The following is a 25,342-nucleotide window of genomic DNA, read 5'->3' as shown; positions in this document are numbered from 1 at the left end:
TGTGCGTGGCAAATGCTGCAAAGCGGCACCGGAATCAATGAAATGGCGGCGATTGGATGCGATAATACCGCTTCCCCAAGCTCGATTGCCTTCCATGCCACAATTTGCTCCGCTCCAGAATGATACTTTCCTGCGCGCCCTGCTGCGCCAGCCGACCGAGCACACCCCTGTCTGGCTGATGCGCCAGGCGGGCCGCTACCTGCCCGAATACCGCGCCACGCGCGAGCGGGCCGGTTCCTTCCTGGGTCTAGCAAAGAACCCCGATTACGCCACGGAAGTGACCTTGCAGCCCCTGGAGCGCTTCCCGCTCGACGCAGCGATCCTGTTTTCCGACATCCTGACGGTGCCTGACGCGATGGGCCTGGGCCTGTATTTCGCCGATGGCGAAGGGCCGAAGTTCGAGCGTCCGCTGCGCACGGAGCAGGATGTGAAGGCGTTGCAAGTGCCGGACCTGGAGTCGCTTGACTACGTTTTCAAGGCCGTCACGCAAATCCGCACGGAACTCAATGGCCGCGTGCCGCTGATCGGTTTTTCCGGCAGCCCGTGGACCCTGGCGTGCTACATGGTGGAAGGCGGCGGCTCGAAAGAGTTCCACACCATCAAGAAGATGCTGTACAACCGCCCGGACCTGATGCACCACATCCTGGCCATCAACGCCACCTCCGTGGCGCAGTACCTGAATGCGCAAATCGATGCCGGCGCGCAAGCCGTGATGATTTTCGATTCCTGGGGCGGTGCGCTGGCCGATGGCGCCTACCAGGAATTCTCGCTGACCTACATGCAGCAAGTGGTGGCGCAGCTGAAACGCGACAAGGATGGCGTCAAAATCCCCGCCATCGTGTTTACCAAGGGCGGCGGCCAGTGGATCGAACAGATCGCCGATATCGGCGCCGATGCCGTGGGCCTGGACTGGACCGTCAACCTGACGCGCGCGCGCCAGCTGGTGGGACATAAAGTGGGCTTGCAGGGCAATCTCGACCCCGCCATCCTGTTCGCCAGCCCCGAGCAGATCCGCGCCGAAGTGGCGAAAGTGCTCAACGCCTTTGGCGCGCCGTCGGCAGGCACGGGCCACGTGTTCAACCTGGGCCATGGCATTTCCCAGTTCACGCCGCCGGAATCGGTGGCAGCCATGGTGGAAGCCGTGCACAGCATGAGCCGTGCCATGCGCAGCGGCCAGTAAGCAAGTACCGCTTCCCCTGGCGCAGGGGCGCACGAGGCAGGCTTTCCAGCGGAAGCCTGCCTTTTTCTTTGCTGCGCCTTAGCAAGAAATACCGACTTATGCACAATTTTTTTTGCTGCGGAAATAAGAGGCAGTCGAAAAGCCATGCCCGGGGAGTAGATGCAAGTGCTTGATTATTAAGAAATAAAAAATGCATTGTCCGACGGACTTTATTGCAATTGACAAGGTTATTCTTCCGTTTGCCAGCCTTATTCCTTCATTGTCCACAAAGTTATCAACAGATTCTGTGGATAAAATTGAAAAGTATTTTGTTAACCGATACTTAGCGCAGATGTTCAGGTTTCACCTGAAGTGCATGTTGCAGCGCATGATCATTGCACAATGTTTCGCCGCCCGGCTGGCAAAAACGAACGCTTGCCCGGTAATTGTCAACTTTACCTCATGCGGCAGGCGTTTTCCCGGATGGAGTGCGTCAAAACGGTGCTTATTTTTGTACAAAAAAATGAGAAATGGTTCAGTTATGCACAGCGGAGGAAATGCCCCACGGATTTATCACCTTCCTGGGATCAATTTTTAAGTCATTGATTTTAAATAGTTAATTTTTCTTGCGTGCCCCTCTTGACGGCGATCAAAATCTTCTATCCACATTTTTTTGAAAGTTAATTTTGCTTTGTCCACAAAGTTATCCACAGAATTTTCTTCTGGCGCGAGAACACGCTGTCCTGTCCGCCGTTAGGCGTTTGACGGACGAAACAAGTATCATGGCCCGCTGGCTTGATGCCTGACATCCCGCGCGCCATCCACTCTGCGGCGCGCTTTTTTATTGAGATAGGCCAACTTCCCATGTCGCAGTGCATTTTGACGTCGTGCATCCTGAAAATCGCGCTCGACACGCCCTTGAACGCCCTGTTCGACTACCGCTGGAACGCGGCGGTAGACCCCGGTGCGGACGCCGGCGCGGACGTGGCCGTATTACTGCCGCAAGTGGGACAGCTGGCGCTGGTGCCGTTCGGCCGGCGCGAAGTGATGGGGCTGATCGTCGGCGTGTCCGACAGCACCGACGTGCCCGCCGCGAAATTGAAGGACGTGCTGGCCGTGCGCAGCCAGCTGGCGCCCTTGTCGGAAGAGTGGCTGGCGCTGGCCGCCTTTGCCGCCGATTACTACCAGCGCCCGCTGGGCGAGGTGGCCCTGCCGGGTTTACCGAAGAATTTGCGCGTGCTCACCACCGTGGCGCTGGACCGCGCCATCAAGAAGCTGGCCAAGCTGGCCGACGCGCACGACGGCACGCCGCTGAACATGCCGGCCCTGAATGCCGCCCAGCAAGAGGCGGCCGACGCCATCGGCGGCGCCCGGGGTTTCAAGCCGACTCTGCTGTACGGCGTGACGGGCAGCGGCAAGACGGAAGTGTATCTGCAAGCCTGCGCCCAGGTGCTGGCGCGCGACGAGGCGGCGCAAATTCTGATCCTGGTGCCGGAAATCAACCTCACGCCCCAGCTGGAAGGTAATATCCGCGCGCGCTTTCCGGGCGTCATGCTGGCCACCTTGCACAGCAGCCTGTCCGAAGGCGAGCGCATGCTGCACTGGCTGGCGGCCCACCAGGGCCAGGCGCGCATCGTGCTCGGCACGCGGCTGGCCATCCTGGCGTCCTTGCCGCAGCTCAAGTTGATCGTCATCGACGAGGAGCACGATCCTTCCTACAAGCAGCAGGAAGGCTTGCGCTATTCGGCGCGCGACCTGGCCGTGTGGCGCGCCTGGCAATTGCAGATTCCCATCGTATTGGGCTCGGCCACGCCCTCGCTGGAAAGCTGGCACCACGCGCAGACGGGGCGCTATCGCAAGCTGGAGTTACGCGAACGGGCCGTCAAGAATGCGGTGTTGCCGCGCGTTAAGATACTCGACATGGAGCGCGACAAGCCGAAAGATGGCTTGACGTCGCATCTGGTCGCCGCCTTGAAACTGCGCATGGAGCGAGGTGAGCAGTCGCTGCTGTTTTTGAACCGGCGCGGCTATTCGCCCGTGATTTGCTGCGAATCGTGCGGCTGGATCAGTAATTGCACGCGCTGCACCTCGTTCATGGTGCTGCACAAGCCCGAACACCGGCTGCGCTGCCACCATTGCAGCCTGGAATTGCGCATTCCCCGCCATTGCCCCACTTGCGGCAACGTCGATCTGCAGCCGCTGGGACGGGGCACGCAGCGGGTGGAAGAGGGTTTGCAGCAATTGTTTCCAGAGGCGCGCATTTTGCGCATCGATGCCGATTCCACGCGCAAGAAGGGCAGCGCGCAAGAAGCGTTCGACACCGTGCACCGGGGCGAAGTGGATATTTTGATCGGCACGCAGATGGTGGCCAAGGGCCACGATTTCAAAAAGCTGACGTTGGTGGGCATCTTGAATCCGGACACGGCCCTGTTTTCCCAGGATTACCGCGCCAGCGAACGGCTGTTCGCCCAGCTGATGCAGGTGGCAGGCCGGGCCGGACGTGCTGCGCAGACGGAAGGGGGCAGCGTCAGTGAGGTGCTGATCCAGACGCGCTATGCGCGCCATCCGCTGTACGACGCCGTCGTCAACCACGATTACGACCATTTCGCCACGACCTTGCTGGAAGAGCGGGCGCAGGCGGCGCTGCCGCCGTATCTGTTCCAGGCCCTGCTGCGCGCCGAGGCACCCGAGCTGGCCACGGCCATCGAATTCCTGCAGGCGGCGAAAGAGTGCATGGCGCACCCGCAGGTGACCATCAACGACCCGATTCCCATGAGCATGACGCGCGTGTACAACGTGGACCGCGCCCAGTTGCTGCTCGAATCCCCCTCGCGGCCCGCGCTGCAGGCGTTTTTAAAAGAATGGCTGGCGGAACTGCGCGCCATGAAGTCGCGCGTGAAATGGTCGCTGGAAGTGGACCCGCTGGATATCTGATTAGTTCAGATAGTCGCGCGCCGACTTGACGATCTGTTCGGACAGCAGCTTGGTAAACGGCGTGTCCAGTGTCCACGCATGCCAGCTCAGCGGTACGTCCAGGGTGCTGCCCGGCATCAGGTCGACCAGTCTGTCCGTCGCCAGCGCCTGCGCGGCCAGGCGCTGCGGCATCAGGCCGTAGGCCAGGCCATCCTGGACGCAACTGCGGCGCGCCGTTTCCACCGGTAAGGTGTGGTGCGGAAAAGGTTCACGCATGCTTAATTGTTCCGCGAGGAAACGCGCCAGCAAGCCGTGCTGGCCCACCACGGCGGGCGCCAGTTGCACCGCCTCGTCACTGAAACCATCGCCGAACCAGTGGCCCGCAAACACGGGCGTGGCCACGCAGACATAGCGCAAGGTGCCCAGCGGCGTGACGCTGGTGGCCGCCCCCGCGTCCAGCGCTGTGCCGGACTCGGCCGCCACGCAGCCAAACACCGTGCCGTCGCGCACCATTTGCAAGGCGCTGTCGCTGTCGGCCAGGCGCACGTCGAGCTGGCAGCGCGGCGGCGCCAGCAGGGCCGATAAGGTATCGGGGAACCAGGTGGCCAGACTGTCGGCATCGATGGCGATGGCGATTTCCGGCATGCTGACGCTGTTGCCCAGGTCGATGTCGAGCGACGCTTCCATCAGCTTGACGTTGCGGTGGTGCACGATCAGGCGCTGGCCCAGTCCCGTCGGCACGGCTGGCTGGCCACGGATGATCAGCAAGCGCCCGCTGGCGTCTTCCAGCGCCTTGATGCGCTGCGAGACGGCCGACTGGGTGATGCCCAGCGCCAGGGCGGCCTTGTCGAAACTGCCATGGCTGGCCACGGCGTCCAGCACGGCCAGCGCGCGATAATCGATTGATCCCATTAGCTCAGCTTATAAATTTTGAAAATGATTAGTTATACTAATGCATATATTGCTGCAATGTAAAACCTTATTTTCGCCAAACGGGTAGTATCGAACGCTGTGAGCAACCTCAGTGGATGGATAGCACGATGAAGACGATACAGGTGGATGTGGCCGTAATTGGCAGTGGTACGGCCGGCATGACGGCGCACAAGGCGGCGCGCATGCAGGGCAAGCGCGTGCTGATGATCGAAAGCGGACCCTACGGCACCACGTGCGCGCGCGTGGGCTGCATGCCCAGCAAACTCTTGATCGCGGCCGCCGAGGCGGCCCATGCCGTGGCTGCCGCGCCGGCTTTTGGCGTGCATCCGGGCCCCGTGCGCATCGACGGTCGGCAAGTAATGGCCAGGGTGCGCAGCGAGCGCGACCGCTTTGTCGGCTTCGTGCTCGACGGCGTCAATGCCATCCCCGACGAGGAAAAACTGCGCGGCCATGCGCGCTTCATCGCGCCCGGCAAGCTGCAGGTGGATGAACATACGATCATCGAGGCCACCAGCGTGGTGATCGCCACCGGTTCCACGCCCATCGTGCCGCCCGAGTGGCAGGCGGGCGGCGACAGGGTCATCACCAGCGACGCCGTGTTCGAATGGACTGACTTGCCAAGCTCAGTGGCCGTGGTCGGTAGCGGCGTGATCGGCCTGGAACTGGGCCAGGCGCTGGCCCGCCTGGGCGTGCGCGTGACCCTGTTTGCGCGCGGCAATAAAGTCGCGCAACTGACGGACCCGCTGGTGCTGCGCGAGGCGGATGCCGTGCTGGCGCGCGAACTCGATATCCGTTTCATGACCGGCGTCGCGCACGTGGCAAAAACGCCCGATGGCAGCGGCATTCTGCTGACCAGCCGCGATGCCGCCGGCGTGGAAAAAACCGAGCAGTTCGAGTATGTGTTGGCCGCCATCGGCCGCGCGCCGAACGTGGACAAGATCGGCCTGGAGACGGCGCAAATCGAGCTCGACCGCCATGGCATTCCCTTGCATGACCCGCATACCATGCAGTGCGGCAAGAGCGCGATTTTCATCGCCGGCGATGCCGACAATGCCTTGCCACTGCTGCCCGAGGCAGCCGACGAGGGCCGCATTGCGGGCGACAACGCGGCGCACTTTCCCAATGTGAAGCCGGGCTTGCGCCGCACGCCGTTGACGATCGCCTTCACGGAGCCGCAGATCGCCACCCTGGGCGCCACCTACCAGCAATTGTGCGTGAGCTACGCGGGCCGTTTCGCCGTCGGTGCCGTGTCGTTCGGCAACCAGGGCCGCAGCCGCGTGATGCTGCAAAACCAGGGCTTGCTGCGCGTGTATGCGGAGTTCGGCAGCAAGCGTTTTCTCGGCGCCGAGCTGATCGGCCCACGGGCGGAACACCTGAGCCATTTGCTGGCCTGGGCATGCCAGGCCCAACTGACGGTGCCGGCCATGCTCGACATGCCGTTCTACCACCCCGTCATCGAGGAAGGCGTGCGCACGGCCTTGCGCGAACTGGCGCTGCACCTGGAAAAAGACCCGGAACACGCGCCCGGCTGCGCCGATTGCTCGCCTGGCGTCTGATGCAATTTTTGTATTTACACAATTTTGTAGACAAGCGCACATGATTGCGCGATCATCGCTGCCACATTGAAATATTGATTAAAAGCAAAAAGCATTTCAATTGGCACATGCCGCCCATGCCGCAATGGTAAAAAGGGTAGCGGCTAGCGATGACGGAGACGATGTGAAAATTCGGCGCATTTACGCGGGAGAACTCGCGCTGGGCGTAGCCCTGCCCTGGGACGTGCACGGCGAGACGGGCAGCTTGCTGGCCAGGCTGGGCCATGTCATCAGTAGCGAGAATCAGATCGAATTGCTGCTGGCGCACGGCGTCATCGCCGATACCAGTGCGGACGTGCCGCGCACGGCCACGGAAGCGCCGTCGGCCCTGCGCATGCTGAACCTCGTCACGGCAGGGCTGGCCCTCGTCTTGCCGGCCATTGCCGCCGGGCAAGCGGGCAGCCACGCGTCCCTGGCGGCGCTGGCGCAACTGGTGGAAGAGGCCGTTGTTCTGGATGCCGATGTGGCGCTGGCCTGTATCCTGCACAACCAGGGCGCGGGCGACTTTGCCGTGCGCCACAGCGTCGACACGGCCGTCATCGCGGCCCTGCTGGCGCGCGCGCTGAAACTCGATGACGAGGTCGTGCGCAGCGTGCTGCTGGCCGCGCTGAGCATGAATGTGGGCATGCTGGAACGCCATGCGGATTTCCAGCACAAGGCGGGGCCGCTGGACGCGCAGGAGCGCGCCTATTTGCGCGCCCATCCGCAAGCCGGTGTCGACTTGCTGCGCGCGGTGGGCGTCACGGACGCCGTCTGGCTGCAGGCCGTGCTGCAGCACCATGAAAATATCGATGGCAGCGGCTATCCGCTGGGCACGCAAGGCGAGGCGATCGGCATAGGCGCGCGCCTGATCATGCTGGCCGACCGCTATTGCGCACGCGTGTCGAAGCGCAGCTACCGCCAGCCCTTGCTGCCGAATGTGGCCCTGCGCGAGATGCTGATGGCCGACAAGGCCACCCTGGATGCGCCGCTGGCCTCCCTGCTGGTGCGCGAACTGGGCATCTACCCGGTCGGCACCTTCGTCAAATTGCTCAATGGGGAAATCGGCGTCGTCACGCGCAAGGGCTTGAACGCCACCACGCCCCATGTGCAGTCGCTGATCGGCCCCCGTGGCGCGCGCCTGGACGTGCCGCTGCGGCGCGATACGCGCGTGGACTTGCACGCCATCCGCGAAGTGCTCAGCGCGGAGCAGGCGGGCTTGCAGTTCAGGCCCGACCAGTTGTGGGGCCGCAGCGCACGAATTTAGCGCGGGAGCTTAGTTCAGCAGACCCGCATCGAGCCGTCCCTCGAGCGCCAGTTCGCGCATGATGCGCACCGTGTCGATGTCGGATTCCTTGTAGGCGGAGCGGCGGAAGTCGTCGTACAGGGCGTTGGCCGCATCGGTGGCCGCGTCGTGGCCGTCATCGTACTGGAAGCGCACCCACAGGCTCGCTTCGTCGGGCATCTCGATGGTCATCACCAGCGAGGAGGCGCTGATATCCTGTTGCGCCGGCACTTCGTAGCGCACCTGCAGTTGCGGTATCAGCACCACCTTGTCGTTGATGACCAGCTCGCCATAGCGCAGGCTGCGCGCGAAACCGGCATCGCTGCGCTGGCTGATCTGGCACTCGTCCAGGTGCGGCACGAACAGCCTGGGCGACTCGGCGCGCAAGACCAGGCCGCGCCAGACCTGTTCCAGGCTCAGGGTGTCGATCAGCGGGTTGAGCGGATCGTTGATTTCAATCAGGTGTTCAAATTTCATGGGACTGCCATTCGGTAAGTGGGCGCGCACGGGCGATATAGGCGGAATGGTACTCCAGCGCTGACATCGCCGCACGCATTGCATGGGCCGAGATGGCGGCACAGGGCGAGATATCAATGCCATTGCCTGTTTTTCAGGCATGGCCCTCCATGCAATTGGCCCACGCGACGCTGTTACAATGGGCTGCTGTTCCCTGCGGAAATACCCCTGATGTCCAAAGCACCACAGTTCGGTCTGAATGCGCCCCAAAGCGAAGCGGTTACCTACCTCGACGGCCCCTGCCTGGTGCTGGCGGGCGCCGGTTCGGGCAAGACGCGCGTGATCACGCAAAAGATCGCCCACTTGATCGAAGACCGGGGCTATGACCCGCGCACCATCGCCGCGCTGACCTTCACCAACAAGGCGGCGCTGGAAATGCAGGAGCGCATCGCCAAACTGTTGAAACAGCCGCGCCAGGCCAAGCAGTTGACGGTGTCGACCTTCCACTCGCTGGGCGTGAAAATCCTGCGCCAGGAAGCCAACGGCGTGGGCTTGAAGGACCGTTTTTCCATCATGGACAGCGACGACTGTTTTTCCCTCGTGCAAGATCTTGCCATTACCACCGATAAACAGGTGATACGCGGCATCCAGAGCGCCATGTCGCTTTGGAAAAACGGCTTGATCGATCCGGACACGGCGCTGGCGCAAGCGAAGGACGAGGACGAGGCGAACGCGGCGCGCATCTACCGCAGCTATGTGGCTACCTTGTCGGCCTACCAGGCCGTCGATTTCGACGATCTGATCCGCCTGCCCGTGGAACTGTTCCGCAACAACGGCCCCGTGCGCGACAAGTGGCAGCGCCGCCTGCGCTACCTGCTGGTCGACGAATACCAGGATACGAACACTTGCCAGTACGAACTGGTGAAACTGATGGTGACGGGCATCGGCAAGAAGCCGATGTTTACGGCCGTGGGCGACGATGATCAGGCCATTTATGCCTGGCGCGGCGCCACGGTAGAAAATCTGAAGACGCTGGAAACGGATTTCCCCGATTTGCGCGTGATCAAGCTCGAGCAGAATTACCGCTCCACCATGCGCGTGCTCAATGCCGCCAATGCCGTCATCGGCAACAATCCTAAATTGTTTGAAAAGTCGCTGTGGTCGGAACACGGCCTGGGCGAGCCGATCAAGGTGCTGGGCATGCAGACTGACGAGCAGGAGGCGGAGCAGGTCGCCATCATGATCTCGGCTGACCATTTCGAGCGCAAGAATAAATTTTCCGATTACGCCATTTTGTACCGTGGTAACCACCAGGCACGGATCATCGAGCAATGCTTGCGCAAGGAACGCATTCCGTACACGATTTCGGGCGGCCAGAGCTTCTTCGACAAGGCCGAGATCAAGGACATCATCAGCTACCTGCGTCTGCTGGCGAACGAAGACGACGACCCGGCCTTCATTCGCGCCGTGACGACGCCGCGCCGCGGCGTGGGGCAGTCGACTCTGGAAGTGCTGGGGGCGTTTTCGGGGCAGTGGCAGTGCTCGCTGTTCCAGGCCGTGTTCAAGGGCGGCATCGAGGCCAAGCTGACGGACCGCCAGTTGGGGCCGCTGCGCGACTTCTGCAACTTCATCAATGACCTTGAATCGCGTGCCAGCCGTCCGGGTGCGGCCGGCAGCGGCGACAACGCGGCCGAAGTGCTGGACGACATGATGAAGGAAATCCACTACGAATCGTATTTGTACGATGCTTTCGAGGAACGCCAAGCGCAAAGCAAGTGGCAGAACGTGCTGGAATTCGTCAACTGGCTCAAGGAACGGGGCCGGGGCGGCAAGGACCGCGACGGCGAAGAAAAGAACGTGCTGGAGCTGACGCAAATGGTGGCCCTGATGACCATGCTCGAGGGCAAGGACGAGGAGCAGGACGCCGTGCGCATGTCCACCCTGCACGCCTCGAAAGGGCTGGAATTCCCGCACGTGTTTCTGGTCGGTGTGGAAGAGGGGATTTTGCCGCACAAGGGCGACCCTGACGCGCCGGCCGAAACCATCGCCGCGCGCATCCAGGAAGAGCGCAGGCTGATGTATGTGGGCATCACGCGCGCCCAGCGCACCTTGCACGTGACCTGGTGCAAGAAGCGCAAGCGGGCCGGTGAGCAAGTCCATTGCGACCCGTCGCGCTTCATCAAGGAAATGCAACTCGACGTGGGCGACGCCGTGCCGACGGAGTCGGAAATCATTTCGCCCAAGGAACGGCTGGCGCGCATGAAGGCGCTCTTGGCCGCGCCGAAAGTTTAAGCGGCGTTCAGGCTTCCACGGCGCTGTCGGGCGTGGTTTTTGGCACGATGGCCAGCTGCATGCCCAGCGCATCGAGCATCTTTAAAATGGTTTCGAAGCGCGGCTTGCTGCCTTCGCGCAAGGCTTTATAGGCGCCTTCACGCGTGATGTCGGCCCTGGCCGCCACCTTGCCCATGCCATAGGCGCGCACCACGTCATTCATGGCTGACTGGAACAGTTCGGCATTGCCGGTGGCGACGATTTCGCTCATGTAGGCGGCCACGGCAGCCTTGCTGGTCAGGTGTTGCGTTGGGTCAAATTTGCTCAGGCCTAAGGCTTCCAGGTCGTCGAGATCGAAGGTGTCGCTATGGATGTCTTGGTTCATTTCTTTCGTGCTCCTGTGGATGCCGCCGCCGCTTTCTTCAGGGCCGCCTGCCGGGCTTTCAAGTCCTTGAGTATCGCTTGCGCCTGCTTGATGTCGCGTTGCTGGCTCGATTTATTGCCACCCAGCAGCAGCAAGATCAGGGTGCCCCGATTCGTTTCGTGAAAATACACGCGCCAGCCTGGCCCCGTCTGCAAAAAGCGCAGCTCGCACACGCCTTCGCCCACTGGCCGCCAGTCGCCCTTTTTTCCATGCTGCAAATGCTTGATGCGCGCATCGATAGCGGCGGCCGCCACGTCATGCAGGGAGTCTTCCCAGCGCCGGTATTGAGCCGTCTTGCGCGTATCGATCAGGAATGGCTCGGATGGCGTTGGTGTGTTCATTGTAATCGTTTGTTCTCATTCGTCAAGCGGCTTGAGCTCCTATGTGCACAATAAACAGAAATCCGGACCCGCCTGGAGGCGAATGGAAGGAGTTTGTCCTGGCTCACGCCACTGCGGCGGTAAAATGCCCCCTTTCAGTCAGGAATCACCGAGAGCACCATGGACAATGCAGAACAGATGGAAACACGTTTCGTCGATATCGAAATCAAGCTGGCGCAGCAGGAAGACCTGGTTGAGTCGCTGAACCAGATGGTGTACCAGCAGGGTAAGCGCATCGACCAACTCGAGGCGATGCTGCACAAGCTGGGCGAGCACGTGCGCGACGGGGCGCAGCAGGCGAATGGCGGGCTGGTCAACGAACGCCCGCCACATTACTAAATCGGCATGGTGACGCGGGGTGCATGAAAACCATTCATTACCCGCCAACCCGCTAAGGTCAGTAGTTGCTGGTGACGCAAGTGTGTCAGGCTGTTATTATTTCAGGCTGGCCCGCGACACAATCGCGGCTCTCTTGCGTTTCTTGAAAGAAGACATGACCCGTCCAACAATGCTCGTCATCGCCGCCAGCCTGATGCTGGCGCCAGCCGCCGCCGCTTTTGCCGCCACCGCGGCCGCAGCGCTGCCTGCTTCGAACCCGTTTGCGCAGGCCAGCAGCCTGCCGTTCCACTATCCACCGTTCGACAAGGTGCAGGACGCCGACTACGCACCCGCCTTTACGGCAGGCATGGCCGCCAACCTGGCGGAAATCAACGCGATTGCGAATAACCCGAAAGCGGCCACGTTCGACAACACCATCGTCGCCATGGAACGCTCGGGCCAGCTGCTGAGCCGCGTGCGCACCGTGTTTTCCGTGATGTCCGGCTCGAACACGAATGAGACGATCCAGGGCCTGGAACGCGAACTGGCGCCGAAAATGGCGGCTCACAGCGACGCGATCATGCTCAACGACAAATTGTTTAAGCGCATCGATAGCCTGTACGCCAAGCGCGACAAGCTGGGCCTAGATGCCGAATCGAAACGCCTGTTGGAACGCTATCACACGGACTTCGTGCGCGCTGGCGCCAAGCTGTCGGCGGCCGACAAGCAAAAGCTGCGCGCCTACAACGGCCAGTTGGCGGCCTTGTCGACCAAGTTCGCGCAGAACGTCTTGAAGGAATTGAACGCCTCGGCCGTCGTCGTCGATACGCGCGAAGAACTCGACGGCCTGTCGCCGGCCGCCATCGAAGTGGCCGCGGGCCTGGCCAAGAAGCGCGGCCTGGATGGAAAATATGTGATCGCCCTCGTCAACACGACGGGCCAGGCGCCGCTGTCGCAGCTGACCAACCGCGCCTTGCGCGAACGCATCATGGCTGCGTCGCAAGCGCGCGGCAGCCGTGGCGGCGAGTTTGACAATACCGCCGAAGTGCTGGAACTGGCAAAACTGCGCGCTGAACGTGCCGCGCTGATGGGCTACCCGAACTATGCGGCCTATTCGCTGGAAGACCAGACGGCGCACGACACCACCGCCGTGAACGCCCTGCTGGGCGAGCTGGCGAAGCCGGCCGTCGTCAATGCGCGGCGTGAAGCGGACGATATCCAGAATGTCATCGATGCAGGCAAAGGCGGCTTCAAGGTGGGTGCTGCCGACTGGGCCTTCTATAGCGACAAGGTACGCGCCGAACGCTACAACTTTGATGAAACGCAACTCAAACCGTACTTTGAAATGCACAGCGTATTGACCCGTGGCGTGTTCTTTGCCGCAGGCAAGTTGTACGGCCTCACATTCAAGCAGCGCACCGACTTGCCCGTCTACACGGCCGACATGCTGGTGTACGACGTCTTCAATGAAGACGGCACGCAGCTGGCCATTTTTACGCTGGACCCTTACGCGCGCAGCAACAAGCGCGGCGGCGCGTGGGCGAATGCCTACGTGGGCCAGTCGACCTTGCTAAACCGCAAGCCGGTGATTGCGAATAACCTCAACATTCCGAAGCCGGAAGCGGGCCAGCCGACCCTGATGACGTTTGACGAAGTCAACACCATGTTCCACGAATTCGGCCATGCGCTGCACGGCATGTTCTCGAACGTGAAATACCCGCGTTTCGCCGGCACCAGCGTGCCGCGCGACTTCGTCGAATACCCGTCGCAAGTCAATGAAATGTGGGCGCTGTGGCCGGAAGTGCTGCAAAACTATGCCAAGCACTACCAGACGGGCGCGGCCATCCCGGCCGAGCTGCTGGCGAAAGTGACGGCGGCCGACAATTTCAACCAGGGCTATAAAACCACGGAATACCTGGCATCGGCCCTGCTGGACCAGCGCTGGCATCAGCTGACCCCGGCACAGATCCCCACCGACGTGCTGGCGTTTGAAAAAACCGCCTTGACGGAAGCCGGCGTCGATTTCGCCCCGGCGCCGCCGCGCTACCGCACCACGTATTTTTCGCACGCGTTCGCGGGCGGCTATTCGGCCGGCTACTACGCGTATCTGTGGTCGGAAAAGCTCGATGCCGATACGGTCGAGTGGTTCAAGGAAAACGGCGGCCTGACGCGCAAGAACGGAGACTGGTTCCGCAATAAACTGCTGTCGCGCGGCGGCAGCGCCGATGCACTCGACATCTACCGCAACTTCCGCGGCCGCGATGCGAAGATCGAACCGCTGCTGCAACGCCGTGGCTTGAACGGCAAGTAATCCGCGTCATTCCGGCCTCAAGGCCAGGTCAATGAAAAAGGCTGCCAAGCGATTGGCAGCCTTTTTTATTTGGCGATGTTGATTGCAAACCGTGGTAAACCGCGCATTTGGCGTGCTGCACCACAGGATCGCCCATGTTGGATGACGCCTGTGTGACAGGCTGCTATGATCTGCCACTGGCCCGCGACGCGATCGCGGTTCTTCCCCGCGCTTCCTGAAAGATGTCATGATCCGTCCACAACTGCTCGTCATCGCTGCCAGCGTCATGCTGGCCCACGCCGCTCCATCCGCCCTGGCTGCCACCACCGCAAAATCCGCGCCTGCCGCCGCCGTCAGCGCCCAGAACCCCCTGCTCAAAGCCAGTCCGCTGCCGTTCCAGATGCCGCAGTTCGGTCTGATCAAGGATGGTCACTACGCGCCGGCGTTTGCCGAAGGCATGAAACGCCAGCTGGCCGAAGTCAATGCGATTGCCAGCAACCGCCAGGCGCCCACGTTTGAGAACACCATCGTGGCCCTCGAGCGCACGGGACAGCTGCTGCACCGCGTGCAGAGCATCTTCAGCAACATGACGTCGACCAACACCAATGCCGTGCTGGAAGCGGTGGAAGTGGATGTGTCGCCCAAGCTGGCCGCGCATGGCGACGCCATCACCCTGAACCCGAAACTGTTTGCCCGCATCGACACCCTGTACGCCAAGCGCGACAAGCTGGGCCTCGATGCCGAATCCTTGCGCCTCTTGGCCCGCTATCACACGGATTTCGTGCGCGCCGGCGCCAAGCTGTCCGATGCGGACAAGGAAAAATTGAAAGCCTACAACGCCGAGCAAGCGGGCCTGGAAACGGCTTTCGCGCAAAACGTGCTGAAGGAAACCAATGCCCAGGGCCTAGTCGTCGACACGCGCGCCGAACTGGCCGGCATGACGGACAGCGATATCGATACGGCCGCTGCCGCCGCCAAGGAGCGCGGCTTGACGGGCAAGTTCCTCATCGCCCTGGTCAACACCAGCGGCCAGCCGCCACTGGCGGTATTGACGGATCGCAAGACACGTCAGCGCCTGATGGATGCGTCGCTGAACCGGGGCAGCCACGGCGGCGAGTTCGACAACCGTGCCATCGTGCTGAAGCTGGCCAAACTGCGCGCCGAACGGGCCACCTTGCTCGGTTATGCGAACTACGCCGCGTATTCGCTGGAAGACCAGACGGCCAAGACCACCACGGCCGTCAACACCTTGCTGTCGGAACTGGCGAAACCGGCCGTCGCGAATGCGCGACGCGAAGCGGCCGACCTGCAGCAAGTGGTCGATGCGGAAAAGGGCGGTTTCCAGGTAGCGGCGGCCGACTGGGCCATCTACACGGACAAGCTGCGCAAGCAGCGTTTCAATTTTGATGAAAACGAGCTGAAGCCGTACCTGGAACTCAACAGCGTGCTGAACAACGGCGTCTTCTTTGCCGCCAATAAACTGTATGGCATCAGCTTCAAACAGCGTACTGATCTACCGGTGTATAACCCGGACGTGCGCGTCTACGACGTGCTGGACGCCAACGGCAAGCCACTGGCCCTGTTCATCGCCGACTTCTATGCGCGCGGCAACAAGCATGGCGGCGCGTGGATGAATGAATACGTGTCGCAGTCAATGTTGATGGGCACGCATCCCGTCGTCGCCAACCAGTTGAACATTCCGAAGCCACCGGCCGGTCAGCCGACCTTGCTGACGTTCGATGAAGTGACGACCATGTTCCACGAATTCGGCCATGCGTTGCACGGCATGTTTTCGAACGTGAAATACCCGCGCTTTGCCGGCACCAGCGTGCCAAGCGACTTCGTCGAGTACCCGTCGCAAGTCAATGAAATGTGGGCCGTCTGGCCGGAAGTGCTGCAAAATTACGCCAAGCACTACCAGAGCGGCGCGGCCATGCCGCAGGAGTTGCTCGACAAGGTGATGGCGGCGAAGAAATTCAACCAGGGCTTCATGACTACGGAATACCTGGCGGCGGCCTTGCTGGACCAGCGCTGGCACCAGCTGACCCCGGCGCAAGTGCCGAGCGACGTGCTGGCCTTCGAAGCGGCGGCCCTGAAAGACGCCGGCGTCGACTACGCGCCCGTGCCACCGCGCTACCGCACCAGCTACTTCTCGCACAGCTTCGCGGGCGGCTATTCGGCCGCCTATTACGCCTATCTGTGGTCGGAAAAGCTGGACGCGGAATCGGTCAACTGGTTCAAGGAAAACGGCGGCCTGACGCGCAAGAATGGCGACTGGTTCCGCAGCAAATTGCTGTCGCGTGGCGGTAGCGTCGATGCGCTGCAACTGTTCCGCGACTTCCGCGGCCGCGACGCCACCGTGGAACCGCTGCTGGAACGCCGTGGCTTGAACGCCAAGTAATCCGTCCTCATCTGAAGCTTGCGTTGCGTTGACATGGCGCACGCAAGCTTTCCGTGCCGGCGGCGTAGAATTGAGTAAGATGTAAACAAGAAGGCAGTTGAAAGAGTATATGAGTCAGCAAGATTTGAATGGCATTACCCTGGAAGGTATCGTGACGCGCCTGCACGCCCACTACGGTTGGGACGGCCTGGCCAAGCACATCGATATCAATTGCTTCATCAGCGATCCCAGCATCAAGTCGAGCCTGAAGTTTTTGCGCAAGACCCCGTGGGCCAGGAGCAAGGTGGAACAATTGTTCATGGACACGCAATTTACTGACTGACAGGAAAAAACATGGATAGCAAACTCAAGGAATCGCTGCAACAACTGCATTCGGCATTGGAAACCAGCGGCCCCGTCGATGAAGAACTGCATGGTTTGCTGCAAAAACTCGATGTCGACATCAAGTTGTTGATGGAAAAGCGCGCCGCGCAGGAACAGGAAGAAGAATCGACCACTTATGGATTGGCCGAGCGCAGCCAGGAATTGTCGGCGAAGTTCGCCGTCAAGCATCCGAAACTGGAGCCGGCGCTGCGGGAGTTGGGTGAGATTTTAGCTAATATGGGTATTTAATTTAACCCTAAAGCAACATTCGGGGTCAGACCCGGCGGGTCTGACGCCAAGGGCCTCTTTCTCTCAAGTAATTGAAAAATAAACGTTTTTTATACGAAAATCCAACAGTAAAAAGCAGGCCGTCAGGTTGGAAATGGCCAATTCCGGTACAATCCGTACCCTATGAGCTCCCCTACCAATTTATTTGCGACCGTTCCCAAGCGGTCTGCCCGCGCTGCCGTGGCGCCTTTCCTGCCGATGTCGCGTGCCGAGATGGACGCGCTGGGCTGGGACCAGTGCGACGTCATCCTCGTCACGGGCGACGCCTACATCGACCATCCGAGTTTCGGCATGGCCCTGGTGGGCCGCCTGCTCGAAGCGCAAGGCTACCGCGTCGGCATCATCAGCCAGCCGGACTGGCTGTCGGCCGAAGCGTTCCGCATCCTCGGCAAGCCGCGTTTGTACTACGGCATTACGGCCGGCAACATGGATTCCATGGTCAACCAGTACACGGCCGACCGCAAGATCCGCTCCGACGACGCCTACACGGCGAATGCCGAACCAAACAAGCGCCCGGACCGCGCCGTCACCGTGTACGCCCAGCGCGCGCGCGAAGCGTATCCCGATGTGCCGGTGGTCATCGGCAGCATCGAAGCGTCCTTGCGCCGCATCGCCCATTACGATTACTGGTCGGACAAGGTCCGCCGTTCCGTCTTGCCCGATTCCAAGGCTGATTTGTTGATCTTCGGTAATGCCGAGCGGGCGCTGGTCGACCTGACCCACCGCCTGGCCGCTGGCGAAGCCATCAAGGATATCCGCGACTTGCGTGGCACGGCCTTCATGGTGCCGGCTGGCTGGTTGCCCGGCGACGACTGGGGCGTGCACAATTCCACCCGCGTCGACGTGCCCGGCAAGGTCGATCCGCACTACAGCCCGTATGAGATGGTGCAGGAAGACAAGACCGCCTGCGCCACGGAAAATGCCTCGAAATCGGCCGAAGTCATCAAGCCGATCCGCATCATGAGCCGCGAAGAGCGCCTGGCCATGGCCAAGGAAAAGCACGACAAGACGGTCGTGCGCCTGCCCGCCTACGACGTCGTTAAGGATGACCCGGTGATGTATGCGCACGCTTCGCGCGTGTTCCACCTGGAATCGAATCCCGGCAATGCGCGCGCCATGGTGCAGGCGCACGGCGAACGCGACGTGTGGCTCAACCCGCCGCCGCTGCCGCTGGCCATGGACGAGATGGATGGCGTGTACGACATGAATTACGCGCGCGCGCCGCACCCGAGCTATGGCAAGGCGCATATCCCTGCCTGGGAAATGATCCGCTTTTCCGTCAACATCATGCGCGGCTGCTTCGGCGGCTGCACCTTCTGCTCGATCACCGAGCATGAAGGGCGCATCATCCAGAGCCGTTCGGAACCGTCGATCTTGCGCGAAATCGAGCATATCCGCGATAAAACCAAAGGCTTTACGGGCACCATTTCCGATATGGGTGGCCCCACGGCGAATATGTACCGCCTGGCCTGCAAGGAAAAAGAGATCGAAGTGTCGTGCCGCCGCCTGTCGTGCGTGTACCCGTCCATCTGCGTCAACCTGGGCACGGACCACAGCAAGCTCATTTCGCTGTATCGCAAGGCGCGCGCCATTCCCGGTATCAAGAAAGTGCTGATCAGCTCGGGCTTGCGCTATGACCTGGCCGTGCGTTCGCCCGAATACGTCAAGGAACTGGTCACGCATCACGTCGGTGGCCTCTTGAAAATCGCGCCTGAGCACACGGAAGAGGGCACTTTGTCGAAGATGATGAAGCCCGGCATTGGCGCGTATGACGAGTTCAAGGAAATGTTCGACCGTTTCTCGCTGGAAGCGGGCAAGAAGCAGTATCTGATCCCGTATTTCATCGCCGCCCATCCGGGCACGACGGACCTGGATATGCTGAACCTGGCCCTGTGGCTGAAGAAAAACAATTTCAAGCTGGACCAAGTACAAACCTTCATGCCCACGCCGATGGCCATGGCCACGACCATGTACCACACGCGCAAGAATCCCTTGCGCAAGGTCACGGCAGATTCGGAAGTGGTGGAAACAGCCCGCAGCGGCAAGATCCGCCGCACGCATAAAGCCTTCCTGCGCTACCAGGACCCGGCCAACTGGCCTATCCTGCGCGAAGCGCTGGTCAACATGGGCCGTGGCGACTTGATCGGCAATGGCGACAAGCATTTGATACCGGCCTGGACCTCGTCGGAATCGGGCGGCCTGGCCGCAGGCGAACGCAGCCGCCAGACGCATGGCGCCGGCACGCCGGACAAGTTCAAGGTGGCGCCAGGCAAGAGCCGTATCGCCCTGGGCGGCACGGCAGCGGCGCCGAAAGTCACGGCCGTCGAATCGAAAGTGCGGCCCTCAATCCTGTCGACCATCAAAACGAAGGCCAAGCCGGCCGCCGTGCCGATGGGCCGTGGCAGCAAGCCACCGGCCAAGGGCGGCCATGCCGCACCGGCACGGGGCGGACGCAAGTAAGCGGCCCTCGGCCCCAGGCATAGCCTGAAAACCCGGCAACGCGTACTGCGTTGCCGGGTTTTTTGCTTTCTGCGCACCAAGATGGGGCGCGGCACCCCCTTGGCGGCAGGATTTTTACCAATATTTAAAAATTGAATAGAGCAAAAGGCAATTTTCCCTTGTGGCAACTTGGTGTTTGAAAATATACTCGTTGAATATTTAGCCGTACGGCAACAATGCTGCCATTCTGGCAAGCGATACAGGCGTACGGCGTCAGCGTTGATATGAAAAGAGATGCCAATTGAAATGCCTTTCCTGCCAGGCCGAGAATAAACCGGGCGCAAAATTCTGTTCTTCCTGCGGCACGACGTTTGCCGTTGCCACGACCGTTGCCGCCCCGATGCCAGGCAAATCCTGTGGCCAGTGCGGCCATGATTGCAAGGCCGATGCCAAATTCTGCCCCAAGTGCGCGTTCAGCTTTGCCGTGGCGCCCGTCGCCGCAGCGGTGCCGCCGCCTCTGCCGGAGCCGGTCATTGTGCCGGCTATTGCAGCGGCGAGTGAGCCGCTCATTGCACCCGTCATCACGCCCGTCATCGAGCCCGTGCCAGAACCAGCCCCGGCGCCAGTGGCGGAACCTGTCGCGGTACCGGCGCCGCCGCCCGTGCTGGAAAAGCGCCAGCCGGAAGCCGTGTCCGCTCCTGCACCAGAACCTGTCCACGCGCCTGCACCAGAACCTGCTGCTGCACCCGCCAGCGTACCCGAAGCGCCAAGCGACAGCCCATCGGGTGGCAGCCGCGTCAAGCTGATTGCCGCAGCCGTCGCAGCGGTAGTGCTGCTGGGCGGTGCAGGCGCGTATTATTTCCTGTCAAGCAAGCCGCCAGCGCCGCCGCCGGAACCCGTGCCAACCTTACAGCCGGAAGCTGCGCCTGCCGCCGAGAAGCCGCTGCTCATCAGCGACCCTGCGTTCGATGGCGCCACGGCGGCCGAGCCTGCCGTGACGCCAGCGGCGCCCGCCCCGGCGCCAGCACCGGTTGCCGCCCCTGCGCCCACGCCCGAGCCTGCACCAACGCCAGCACCAGCACCTGCACCTGCCCCGGTCGTGGAAAAGCCGGCCAAGCTCGTCAAGGCAGCACCGCCAGCCGCCCCCGCCAACAAGGCTGACGGCCTGGAAAGCGTGATCACGGAAAGCCTTTCGGAAGCGAGCCACTGCATGAGCCAGCGCAAATACGACTGTGCCATTGCCAACGCGAATGCCGTGTTGCGCATGGACAAGGGCAACCGCTATGCGCTCGATATCAAGCGCAAGGCGAAAGACGCGCAAGACAAGGCGCTGTCGCAAATCCAGATCGAGTAAGCCGCGCTGCTTGCCTTCCCCCTATTTTGTTCCTCCCGGAGAATAACGTGAAAAACTTGAAACAAATTGCCAAGCCCATGGTAGCGCTGCTGGTTGTGTCCTCGATGCTGGCCGGTTGCGCCGCGCCGGGTGGCCCTGGCGCCACCGGCACCACCACCGCAGGCACGGAAGCGGCCAGCGGTGAATGCAATACGGCCATGCTGGCCGGCATCGGCGCCGTCGTAGGCGGCTTGCTGGGCGGTGGCAACAATACCGTGCGCGGCGCGGCCCTGGGCGCCAGCCTGGGCGCACTCGCCTGCGTGGCTTTGAATTATCAAAGCCAGCAAGTCAAGACGGCGCAGCAAGTGCAAGCCGACTACAAGGTGGCCAACAAGGGCAAGCTGCCCGAGCAGTCGACGCTGGTGAAGTATGAGACGGCCTTTACGCCATCCTCCGTGCGTCCGGGCCAGAAGGCGCAGACCAATTCGTATATCGAAGTGGCCGCCGGCACGCGCGATCCGAATCCGTTGGTGGAAGAAGAATTGAGCCTGTACAAGCCAAATGGCGAGCTGATCAAAACTGTGCGCAAAGTGGTCAGCAGCAACAACGGCAGTGGCGCCTACAAGGGCGGCTTCTCGATTCCCATGCCCGAAGGCGTGCCGCAAGGCATTTATCCGGTGCGCACGGCCCTGTACCTGAATAGCAAGCGTGTCGGTGGCCAGGACGTCAAGCTGCAGATCGTCCAGCGCCAGGCGCCCGCGTCCGACCTGCAACTGGCGCTTGCCTACTAACACAGCAATACCACGGGGCGGCCAGGCAGGCCGTCCCATCCCGATTGATCCCTTCCAGGCTAGACATGACCATTTCCACAGAAGCACATAAACCTTTTCCCTTTTCCTCCGCCGTGGGATCGCTGATCGAAGCGACCGACGCCATCAAGAATTTCCGCGCGATAGCCCTGCTGGCCCTGACCTTCATCGGCGCCGTGCTCGTCGGTGGCGTGCTGACGATGCTCGCCGGCAGCATGAGCAGTGTCGTGCTGGCCTTCCTGGGCGGCCTGATGGCTTTCCTGGTGATGTTTTACGGTTCCAATGCCGTGGGCATCCTGCTGATGCGCGATGTGCAGGGCCAGCCTGGCATGAGCCTGGTGGATGCCGTGCTCGTCTCGCTGTACACCAGCCATCGCCTGATCGCGGTCGTCTTCCTGGAATTTTTGATCGTGCTGGCGGCCATGATCGCCATCGCCATCATCTTGTTCGTCTGCAAAATTCCCGTGCTGGGCCCCGTGCTGTACGCGGTGGTCTTCCCGCTGTCGGCCATCGTGCTGGGCGTGCTGGTGTTTGCGCTGTTCTACGTGATGCTGCCGCTGGCCGGCCCTGCCGCCTGGTCGGGCGCCACCGTGTTCCAGATCATTGCCCGCCTGAACCTGATCGTGCGCACCAAGCTGGTCTCGGTGATTCTGCTGGAAGTGCTGCTGTTCCTGATCACGTCGTTTACCGCGTTGCTGATCTTTGGCGTGCTGGGCACGGGCGTGTCGCTGACCACGGGCATGTCGGCCGGCATCCTGGGTCTGGGCGGCCAGATGAACATGTACGCGTTGGCCGCGGGCCTGGGTGGCGGCAGCGGTTCCGGCTATATCATCGCTGCCGGCCTGGGCGGCGGCTTGCTGATGGCGGCAGCGGCCGTGGTGCCGGGCCTGATCTTCACCAAGGGCGTGTGCATCATTTATCTGAACGCCACGCGCAATGTCGATTTCAGCGCCTCGGAAGCGAGCCTGAACGACGGCCTGGCCGTGGTCAAGAAAAAAGCCGAGGAAGCGCGTGAGCGTGCGCGTGCCCTGGCCGAGCAGGCGACGGCACCAGCCGCTCCTGCCGCCCCGGCAGCGCCAGCCGCTGCACCGGCTGACAGCTTGCAATGCCCGAGCTGCAAGGCGCCGGTCGCATCCGACGATGCGTTCTGCGGCGAATGCGCGCATAAACTCAAGTAAGGCACACCATGGCTCACTTTTGCACCAAATGCGGCACCGCTTATGTCCCCGGCGCGCGCTTTTGCGATGAATGCGGCAAGACCCTGGCTGCCGCGGCAGCACCAGCACCAGCATCAGCACCTGCGCCGGTCAGGTCGGCCGGGGCCGGCGTGCAACGGCGCCACCTCATCCTGGCCGGCGGCGCGCTGGCGGTGCTCATCGTGGCCGGTGGCGCCCTGGCGTGGTTGCTGGCGCCCGAAGCGGCCTCGGCCAGCAGTTTCAGCCGCGCCATCGATGCTCACCTGACGGCCGACGAGGCGGCGCGCGACAAGTTGCTCTGCTTGAGCAACTTGCCGTACCAGAAGGAAGAAATCCGCGTGGCCTCGTACGACAGCTCGACCCGGCAATGGCTCGATATCCTCGTGCGTGGCGGGTTGTACAGCGCTCCCGTCGAGCAAAGCAGCGGCGGCTGGCTTGCGCAATCGCAATTTGTCTACGCGCTGGCCGCACCGGGCAAGGCTGCCTTGCGCGGCGACAAGCTGTGCGTGGCCAAGGGCGTGAAAGTGGCCAAGGTCAGCGGCTACGAACAGGTACGCGAGATGGGCGGGCAGCAGGTGGCGATGGCCACGGCCACGCTGACGCTGACCGATGAGGCGGCGTGGCTCGCCAAATCGCCGGACCGCGCATTGATCCTGCAACGCTTGCCGCATGGCGACCTGGAAGTGGAATTGCCGCTGGCGCTGGTGGACAAGCAATGGCAAGTCACCGACCGCGCGCAATTGCAGCAGGCTGCCATGGCCATGGCCGGCACCATGCGCCATGCGTCCGGCGCGCAAGGAGCGGGCATGCTGGACAAGCTGAAAAGCGTGTTCCGCTTTGGCGCCCACCCGCTGGTGGGCAAGTGGAAGGGACCGATGGGTTCGGTGCTGGAATTCACGCGCGACAGCGTGATCGATAACGGCAAGGAATCCAAGGTGACGTTTACCACCGAGGGCGATGCCGTGACGGTCGTCTCGCAAGACGGGGGCGACGTCGCCATGCAGATCAACATGAGCGACAATAACAACACGGCCACGCTCACTCTCGGTGGCATGCCGTTTGCGGTGCTGCAGCGCGTGCGCGATTAAGCATCCGGCCCGGCGGCGCAGCGTGCCGCCTGGCGCAATTCCCGAAGCCCGGCCGTGCCGGGCTTTTTTCCGCCTGTCAGCCGGCGGCGCAGCGAATGGTTTCGCTTTAGCGAACGCTTATCAAGGTCAGGCTACGGGTCTGCAATCGGTGGCTTGGAACGACCTCCAACATTGCTGACGCGAAGCTCGTTTGATCACGGAGAACGCGTGATTCATTCGTGCCGCAATGCCTCGATCGGATCCATTTGCGCGGCGCGGCGCGCGGGGAAGTAGCCGAACAGTACGCCGATCGCCGCCGCGAACAGGAACGAAAGCAGATTGATGGACGGGCTAAACAGATACGGCACATCCATCACCCTGGCCAGCACTACCGACGCCGCAGTGGCAAGCACAATGCCTATCAGGCCGCCCAAGGCCGCCAGCACCACAGCTTCAATCAGGAACTGCGACAGCACTTCGCTCTCCAGCGCGCCAATCGCCAGGCGCAGGCCGATCTCGCGCGTGCGTTCGGTGACGCTGACCAGCATGATGTTCATGATGCCGATGCCGCCCACTAGCAGGCTGACCGCCGCCACCGCGCCGAGCAGGGTCGTCATCACCTTGGCGGTACCGGAAATCGTTTCGGCGAGCTGCTTCGTGTCGAGCACATTGAAATCGTCTTCGTCGGCTGCCGCCAGCTTGCGGCGCTCGCGCAGCAGCTGGCCCAGGCTGGCTTTCAGGCTAGCACTGTCGGCGCCGTCGTTCATCGACACCAGCAGTGTCGCCACCCGCAGATTGCCGGTGACGCGGCGCTGAAAGGTATGCAGTGGCATCATGACGACATCGTCCTGGTCATTGCCCATCGCGGCCTGTCCTTTCGCTGCCAGCAAGCCCACCACCTCGCACGAGAATTGCCTGACGCGCAGGCGTTCGCCCAATGCATTGCGCGATTCAAATACTTCGCGCCGTACCGTTTCACCAATCACGCACACCGGCGCGCCGGCCTGCAGCTCGGCCTCCTCAAAGCGCCGTCCTGCCGCCAGCCTCCAGTTGTTGGTGTCGAACCACGCATTGCTGCTGCCGACCACGCTGGTTGTCCAGTTGCGGCCGTTGGCCACGACGGTGACGCTGGTGCGCGCTTCGGGTGCGACTGCCCTGATGCCGCCGATCTCGGCGGCAATCGCTGCCGCATCGGCCTCTTTGAATGCGGGCGCGCCACCGCCACCGCCGCCGAAGCCCAGGCGTTGCCCGGTGCGCACCATCAGCAAGTTGCTGCCCAGGCTGGCAATCTGGTTTTGCACCGCCTGGGTGGCGCCATTGCCCAGTGTGACCATCGTGATTACTGCGCTCACACCGATCACAATGCCGAGGACGGTCAGGAACGAGCGCAGCATGTTGCGATGGATCGAGCGCAGCGCCAACGACAGGGCATCAAGGAGCATA

At 61.9% G+C, this 25,342-nt stretch carries 20 protein-coding genes and 1 pseudogene; 16 read left to right on the top strand and 5 right to left on the bottom strand.

Features of this window, described 5'->3' with window-relative positions; translation table 11 throughout:
• Window positions 1-94 precede the first annotated feature (94 nt).
• Both hemE and ACQ4WL_RS20500 read left to right on the top strand, forming a co-directional pair.
• Window positions 95-1,180: a uroporphyrinogen decarboxylase gene (hemE, locus tag ACQ4WL_RS20505; protein ID WP_436511385.1), complete on the top strand. Its 1,086-nt coding sequence runs from the start codon at window positions 95-97 to the stop codon at window positions 1,178-1,180.
• Between the two features lie 843 nt (window positions 1,181-2,023).
• Window positions 2,024-4,093 carry a primosomal protein N' gene (locus ACQ4WL_RS20500; RefSeq protein WP_436511384.1) on the top strand — a complete coding sequence of 690 codons (2,070 nt, stop codon included), beginning with the start codon at window positions 2,024-2,026 and terminating at the stop codon, window positions 4,091-4,093.
• Here ACQ4WL_RS20500 and ACQ4WL_RS20495 read toward each other — a convergent pair whose 3' ends face one another.
• Entirely contained in the window at window positions 4,094-4,984 is an 891-nt protein-coding gene (locus tag ACQ4WL_RS20495; RefSeq protein ID WP_436511383.1) for an ArgP/LysG family DNA-binding transcriptional regulator, read from the bottom strand.
• Between the two features lie 128 nt (window positions 4,985-5,112).
• Here ACQ4WL_RS20495 and ACQ4WL_RS20490 point away from each other — a divergent pair, with 128 nt between their 5' ends.
• The gene (locus tag ACQ4WL_RS20490) at window positions 5,113-6,561 is read left to right on the top strand and encodes a dihydrolipoyl dehydrogenase (protein ID WP_436511382.1); all 1,449 of its coding nucleotides are present in this window, start codon (window positions 5,113-5,115) and stop codon (window positions 6,559-6,561) included.
• A gap of 163 nt (window positions 6,562-6,724) precedes the next feature.
• Window positions 6,725-7,846: an HD-GYP domain-containing protein gene (locus ACQ4WL_RS20485; protein ID WP_436511381.1), complete on the top strand. Its 1,122-nt coding sequence runs from the start codon at window positions 6,725-6,727 to the stop codon at window positions 7,844-7,846.
• 9 nt (window positions 7,847-7,855) lie between these two features.
• On the opposite strand, the gene ACQ4WL_RS20480 is transcribed toward ACQ4WL_RS20485, so the two are convergent.
• Window positions 7,856-8,341 carry an SRPBCC family protein gene (locus ACQ4WL_RS20480; RefSeq protein ID WP_436511380.1) on the bottom strand — a complete coding sequence of 162 codons (486 nt, stop codon included), beginning with the start codon at window positions 8,339-8,341 and terminating at the stop codon, window positions 7,856-7,858.
• Window positions 8,342-8,551: 210 nt separating this feature from the next.
• Here ACQ4WL_RS20480 and ACQ4WL_RS20475 point away from each other — a divergent pair, with 210 nt between their 5' ends.
• A complete protein-coding gene (locus tag ACQ4WL_RS20475) occupies window positions 8,552-10,612 on the top strand; it encodes a UvrD-helicase domain-containing protein (RefSeq protein WP_436511379.1) in 2,061 nt (686 codons plus the stop codon).
• A 7-nt stretch (window positions 10,613-10,619) separates the two neighbouring features.
• Here the strand turns inward: ACQ4WL_RS20475 and ACQ4WL_RS20470 are convergent, their stop codons facing one another.
• A complete protein-coding gene (locus ACQ4WL_RS20470; protein ID WP_436511378.1) occupies window positions 10,620-10,976 on the bottom strand; it encodes an addiction module antidote protein in 357 nt (118 codons plus the stop codon).
• Window positions 10,973-11,356: a type II toxin-antitoxin system RelE/ParE family toxin gene (locus ACQ4WL_RS20465; RefSeq protein ID WP_436511377.1), complete on the bottom strand. Its 384-nt coding sequence runs from the start codon at window positions 11,354-11,356 to the stop codon at window positions 10,973-10,975. The genes ACQ4WL_RS20470 and ACQ4WL_RS20465 overlap by 4 nt, the downstream gene beginning before the upstream one ends.
• 159 nt (window positions 11,357-11,515) lie before the next feature.
• Between ACQ4WL_RS20465 and ACQ4WL_RS20460 the strand changes: the two genes are divergently transcribed.
• The 11 genes and pseudogenes from ACQ4WL_RS20460 (at window position 11,516) to ACQ4WL_RS20410 (ending at window position 23,920) form a co-directional block, all read left to right on the top strand.
• Window positions 11,516-11,734, top strand: coding sequence for a SlyX family protein (locus ACQ4WL_RS20460; protein ID WP_070290273.1), 219 nt, complete (start codon window positions 11,516-11,518; stop codon window positions 11,732-11,734).
• A 154-nt stretch (window positions 11,735-11,888) separates the two neighbouring features.
• A complete protein-coding gene (locus tag ACQ4WL_RS20455) occupies window positions 11,889-14,024 on the top strand; it encodes a M3 family metallopeptidase (RefSeq protein WP_436511376.1) in 2,136 nt (711 codons plus the stop codon).
• Between the two features lie 226 nt (window positions 14,025-14,250).
• A complete protein-coding gene (locus ACQ4WL_RS20450; RefSeq protein ID WP_436511375.1) occupies window positions 14,251-16,404 on the top strand; it encodes a M3 family metallopeptidase in 2,154 nt (717 codons plus the stop codon).
• A 109-nt stretch (window positions 16,405-16,513) separates the two neighbouring features.
• The gene (locus ACQ4WL_RS20445) at window positions 16,514-16,726 is read left to right on the top strand and encodes a VF530 family protein (RefSeq protein ID WP_436511374.1); all 213 of its coding nucleotides are present in this window, start codon (window positions 16,514-16,516) and stop codon (window positions 16,724-16,726) included.
• An 11-nt stretch (window positions 16,727-16,737) separates the two neighbouring features.
• Window positions 16,738-17,016, top strand: coding sequence for a DUF4404 family protein (locus ACQ4WL_RS20440; protein WP_436511373.1), 279 nt, complete (start codon window positions 16,738-16,740; stop codon window positions 17,014-17,016).
• 237 nt (window positions 17,017-17,253) lie between these two features.
• The gene (locus tag ACQ4WL_RS20435) at window positions 17,254-19,515 is read left to right on the top strand and encodes a YgiQ family radical SAM protein (RefSeq protein WP_436511439.1); all 2,262 of its coding nucleotides are present in this window, start codon (window positions 17,254-17,256) and stop codon (window positions 19,513-19,515) included.
• A gap of 280 nt (window positions 19,516-19,795) precedes the next feature.
• Window positions 19,796-19,903, top strand: a pseudogene (locus tag ACQ4WL_RS20430) (zinc-ribbon domain-containing protein); the annotation flags it as partial.
• Window positions 19,904-20,029: 126 nt separating this feature from the next.
• The gene (locus ACQ4WL_RS20425) at window positions 20,030-20,848 is read left to right on the top strand and encodes a hypothetical protein (protein WP_436511443.1); all 819 of its coding nucleotides are present in this window, start codon (window positions 20,030-20,032) and stop codon (window positions 20,846-20,848) included.
• Between the two features lie 47 nt (window positions 20,849-20,895).
• Window positions 20,896-21,618: a hypothetical protein gene (locus ACQ4WL_RS20420; protein WP_436511372.1), complete on the top strand. Its 723-nt coding sequence runs from the start codon at window positions 20,896-20,898 to the stop codon at window positions 21,616-21,618.
• A gap of 65 nt (window positions 21,619-21,683) precedes the next feature.
• A complete protein-coding gene (locus tag ACQ4WL_RS20415) occupies window positions 21,684-22,814 on the top strand; it encodes a hypothetical protein (protein WP_436511371.1) in 1,131 nt (376 codons plus the stop codon).
• A gap of 8 nt (window positions 22,815-22,822) precedes the next feature.
• Window positions 22,823-23,920, top strand: coding sequence for a zinc-ribbon domain-containing protein (locus tag ACQ4WL_RS20410; RefSeq protein ID WP_436511370.1), 1,098 nt, complete (start codon window positions 22,823-22,825; stop codon window positions 23,918-23,920).
• A gap of 212 nt (window positions 23,921-24,132) precedes the next feature.
• Here the strand turns inward: ACQ4WL_RS20410 and ACQ4WL_RS20405 are convergent, their stop codons facing one another.
• Complete coding sequence (locus ACQ4WL_RS20405) at window positions 24,133-25,341, bottom strand: ABC transporter permease (protein WP_436511438.1); 1,209 nt, start codon at window positions 25,339-25,341, stop codon at window positions 24,133-24,135.
• Window position 25,342 lies beyond the last annotated feature (1 nt).

Source organism: Janthinobacterium kochi, assembly GCF_051380715.1.
Classification (GTDB): Bacteria; Pseudomonadota; Gammaproteobacteria; order Burkholderiales; family Burkholderiaceae_D; genus Janthinobacterium.
The sequence above is the reverse complement of the archived record's forward strand: the minus strand, read 5'-3'. Positions and strand labels throughout refer to the sequence as shown.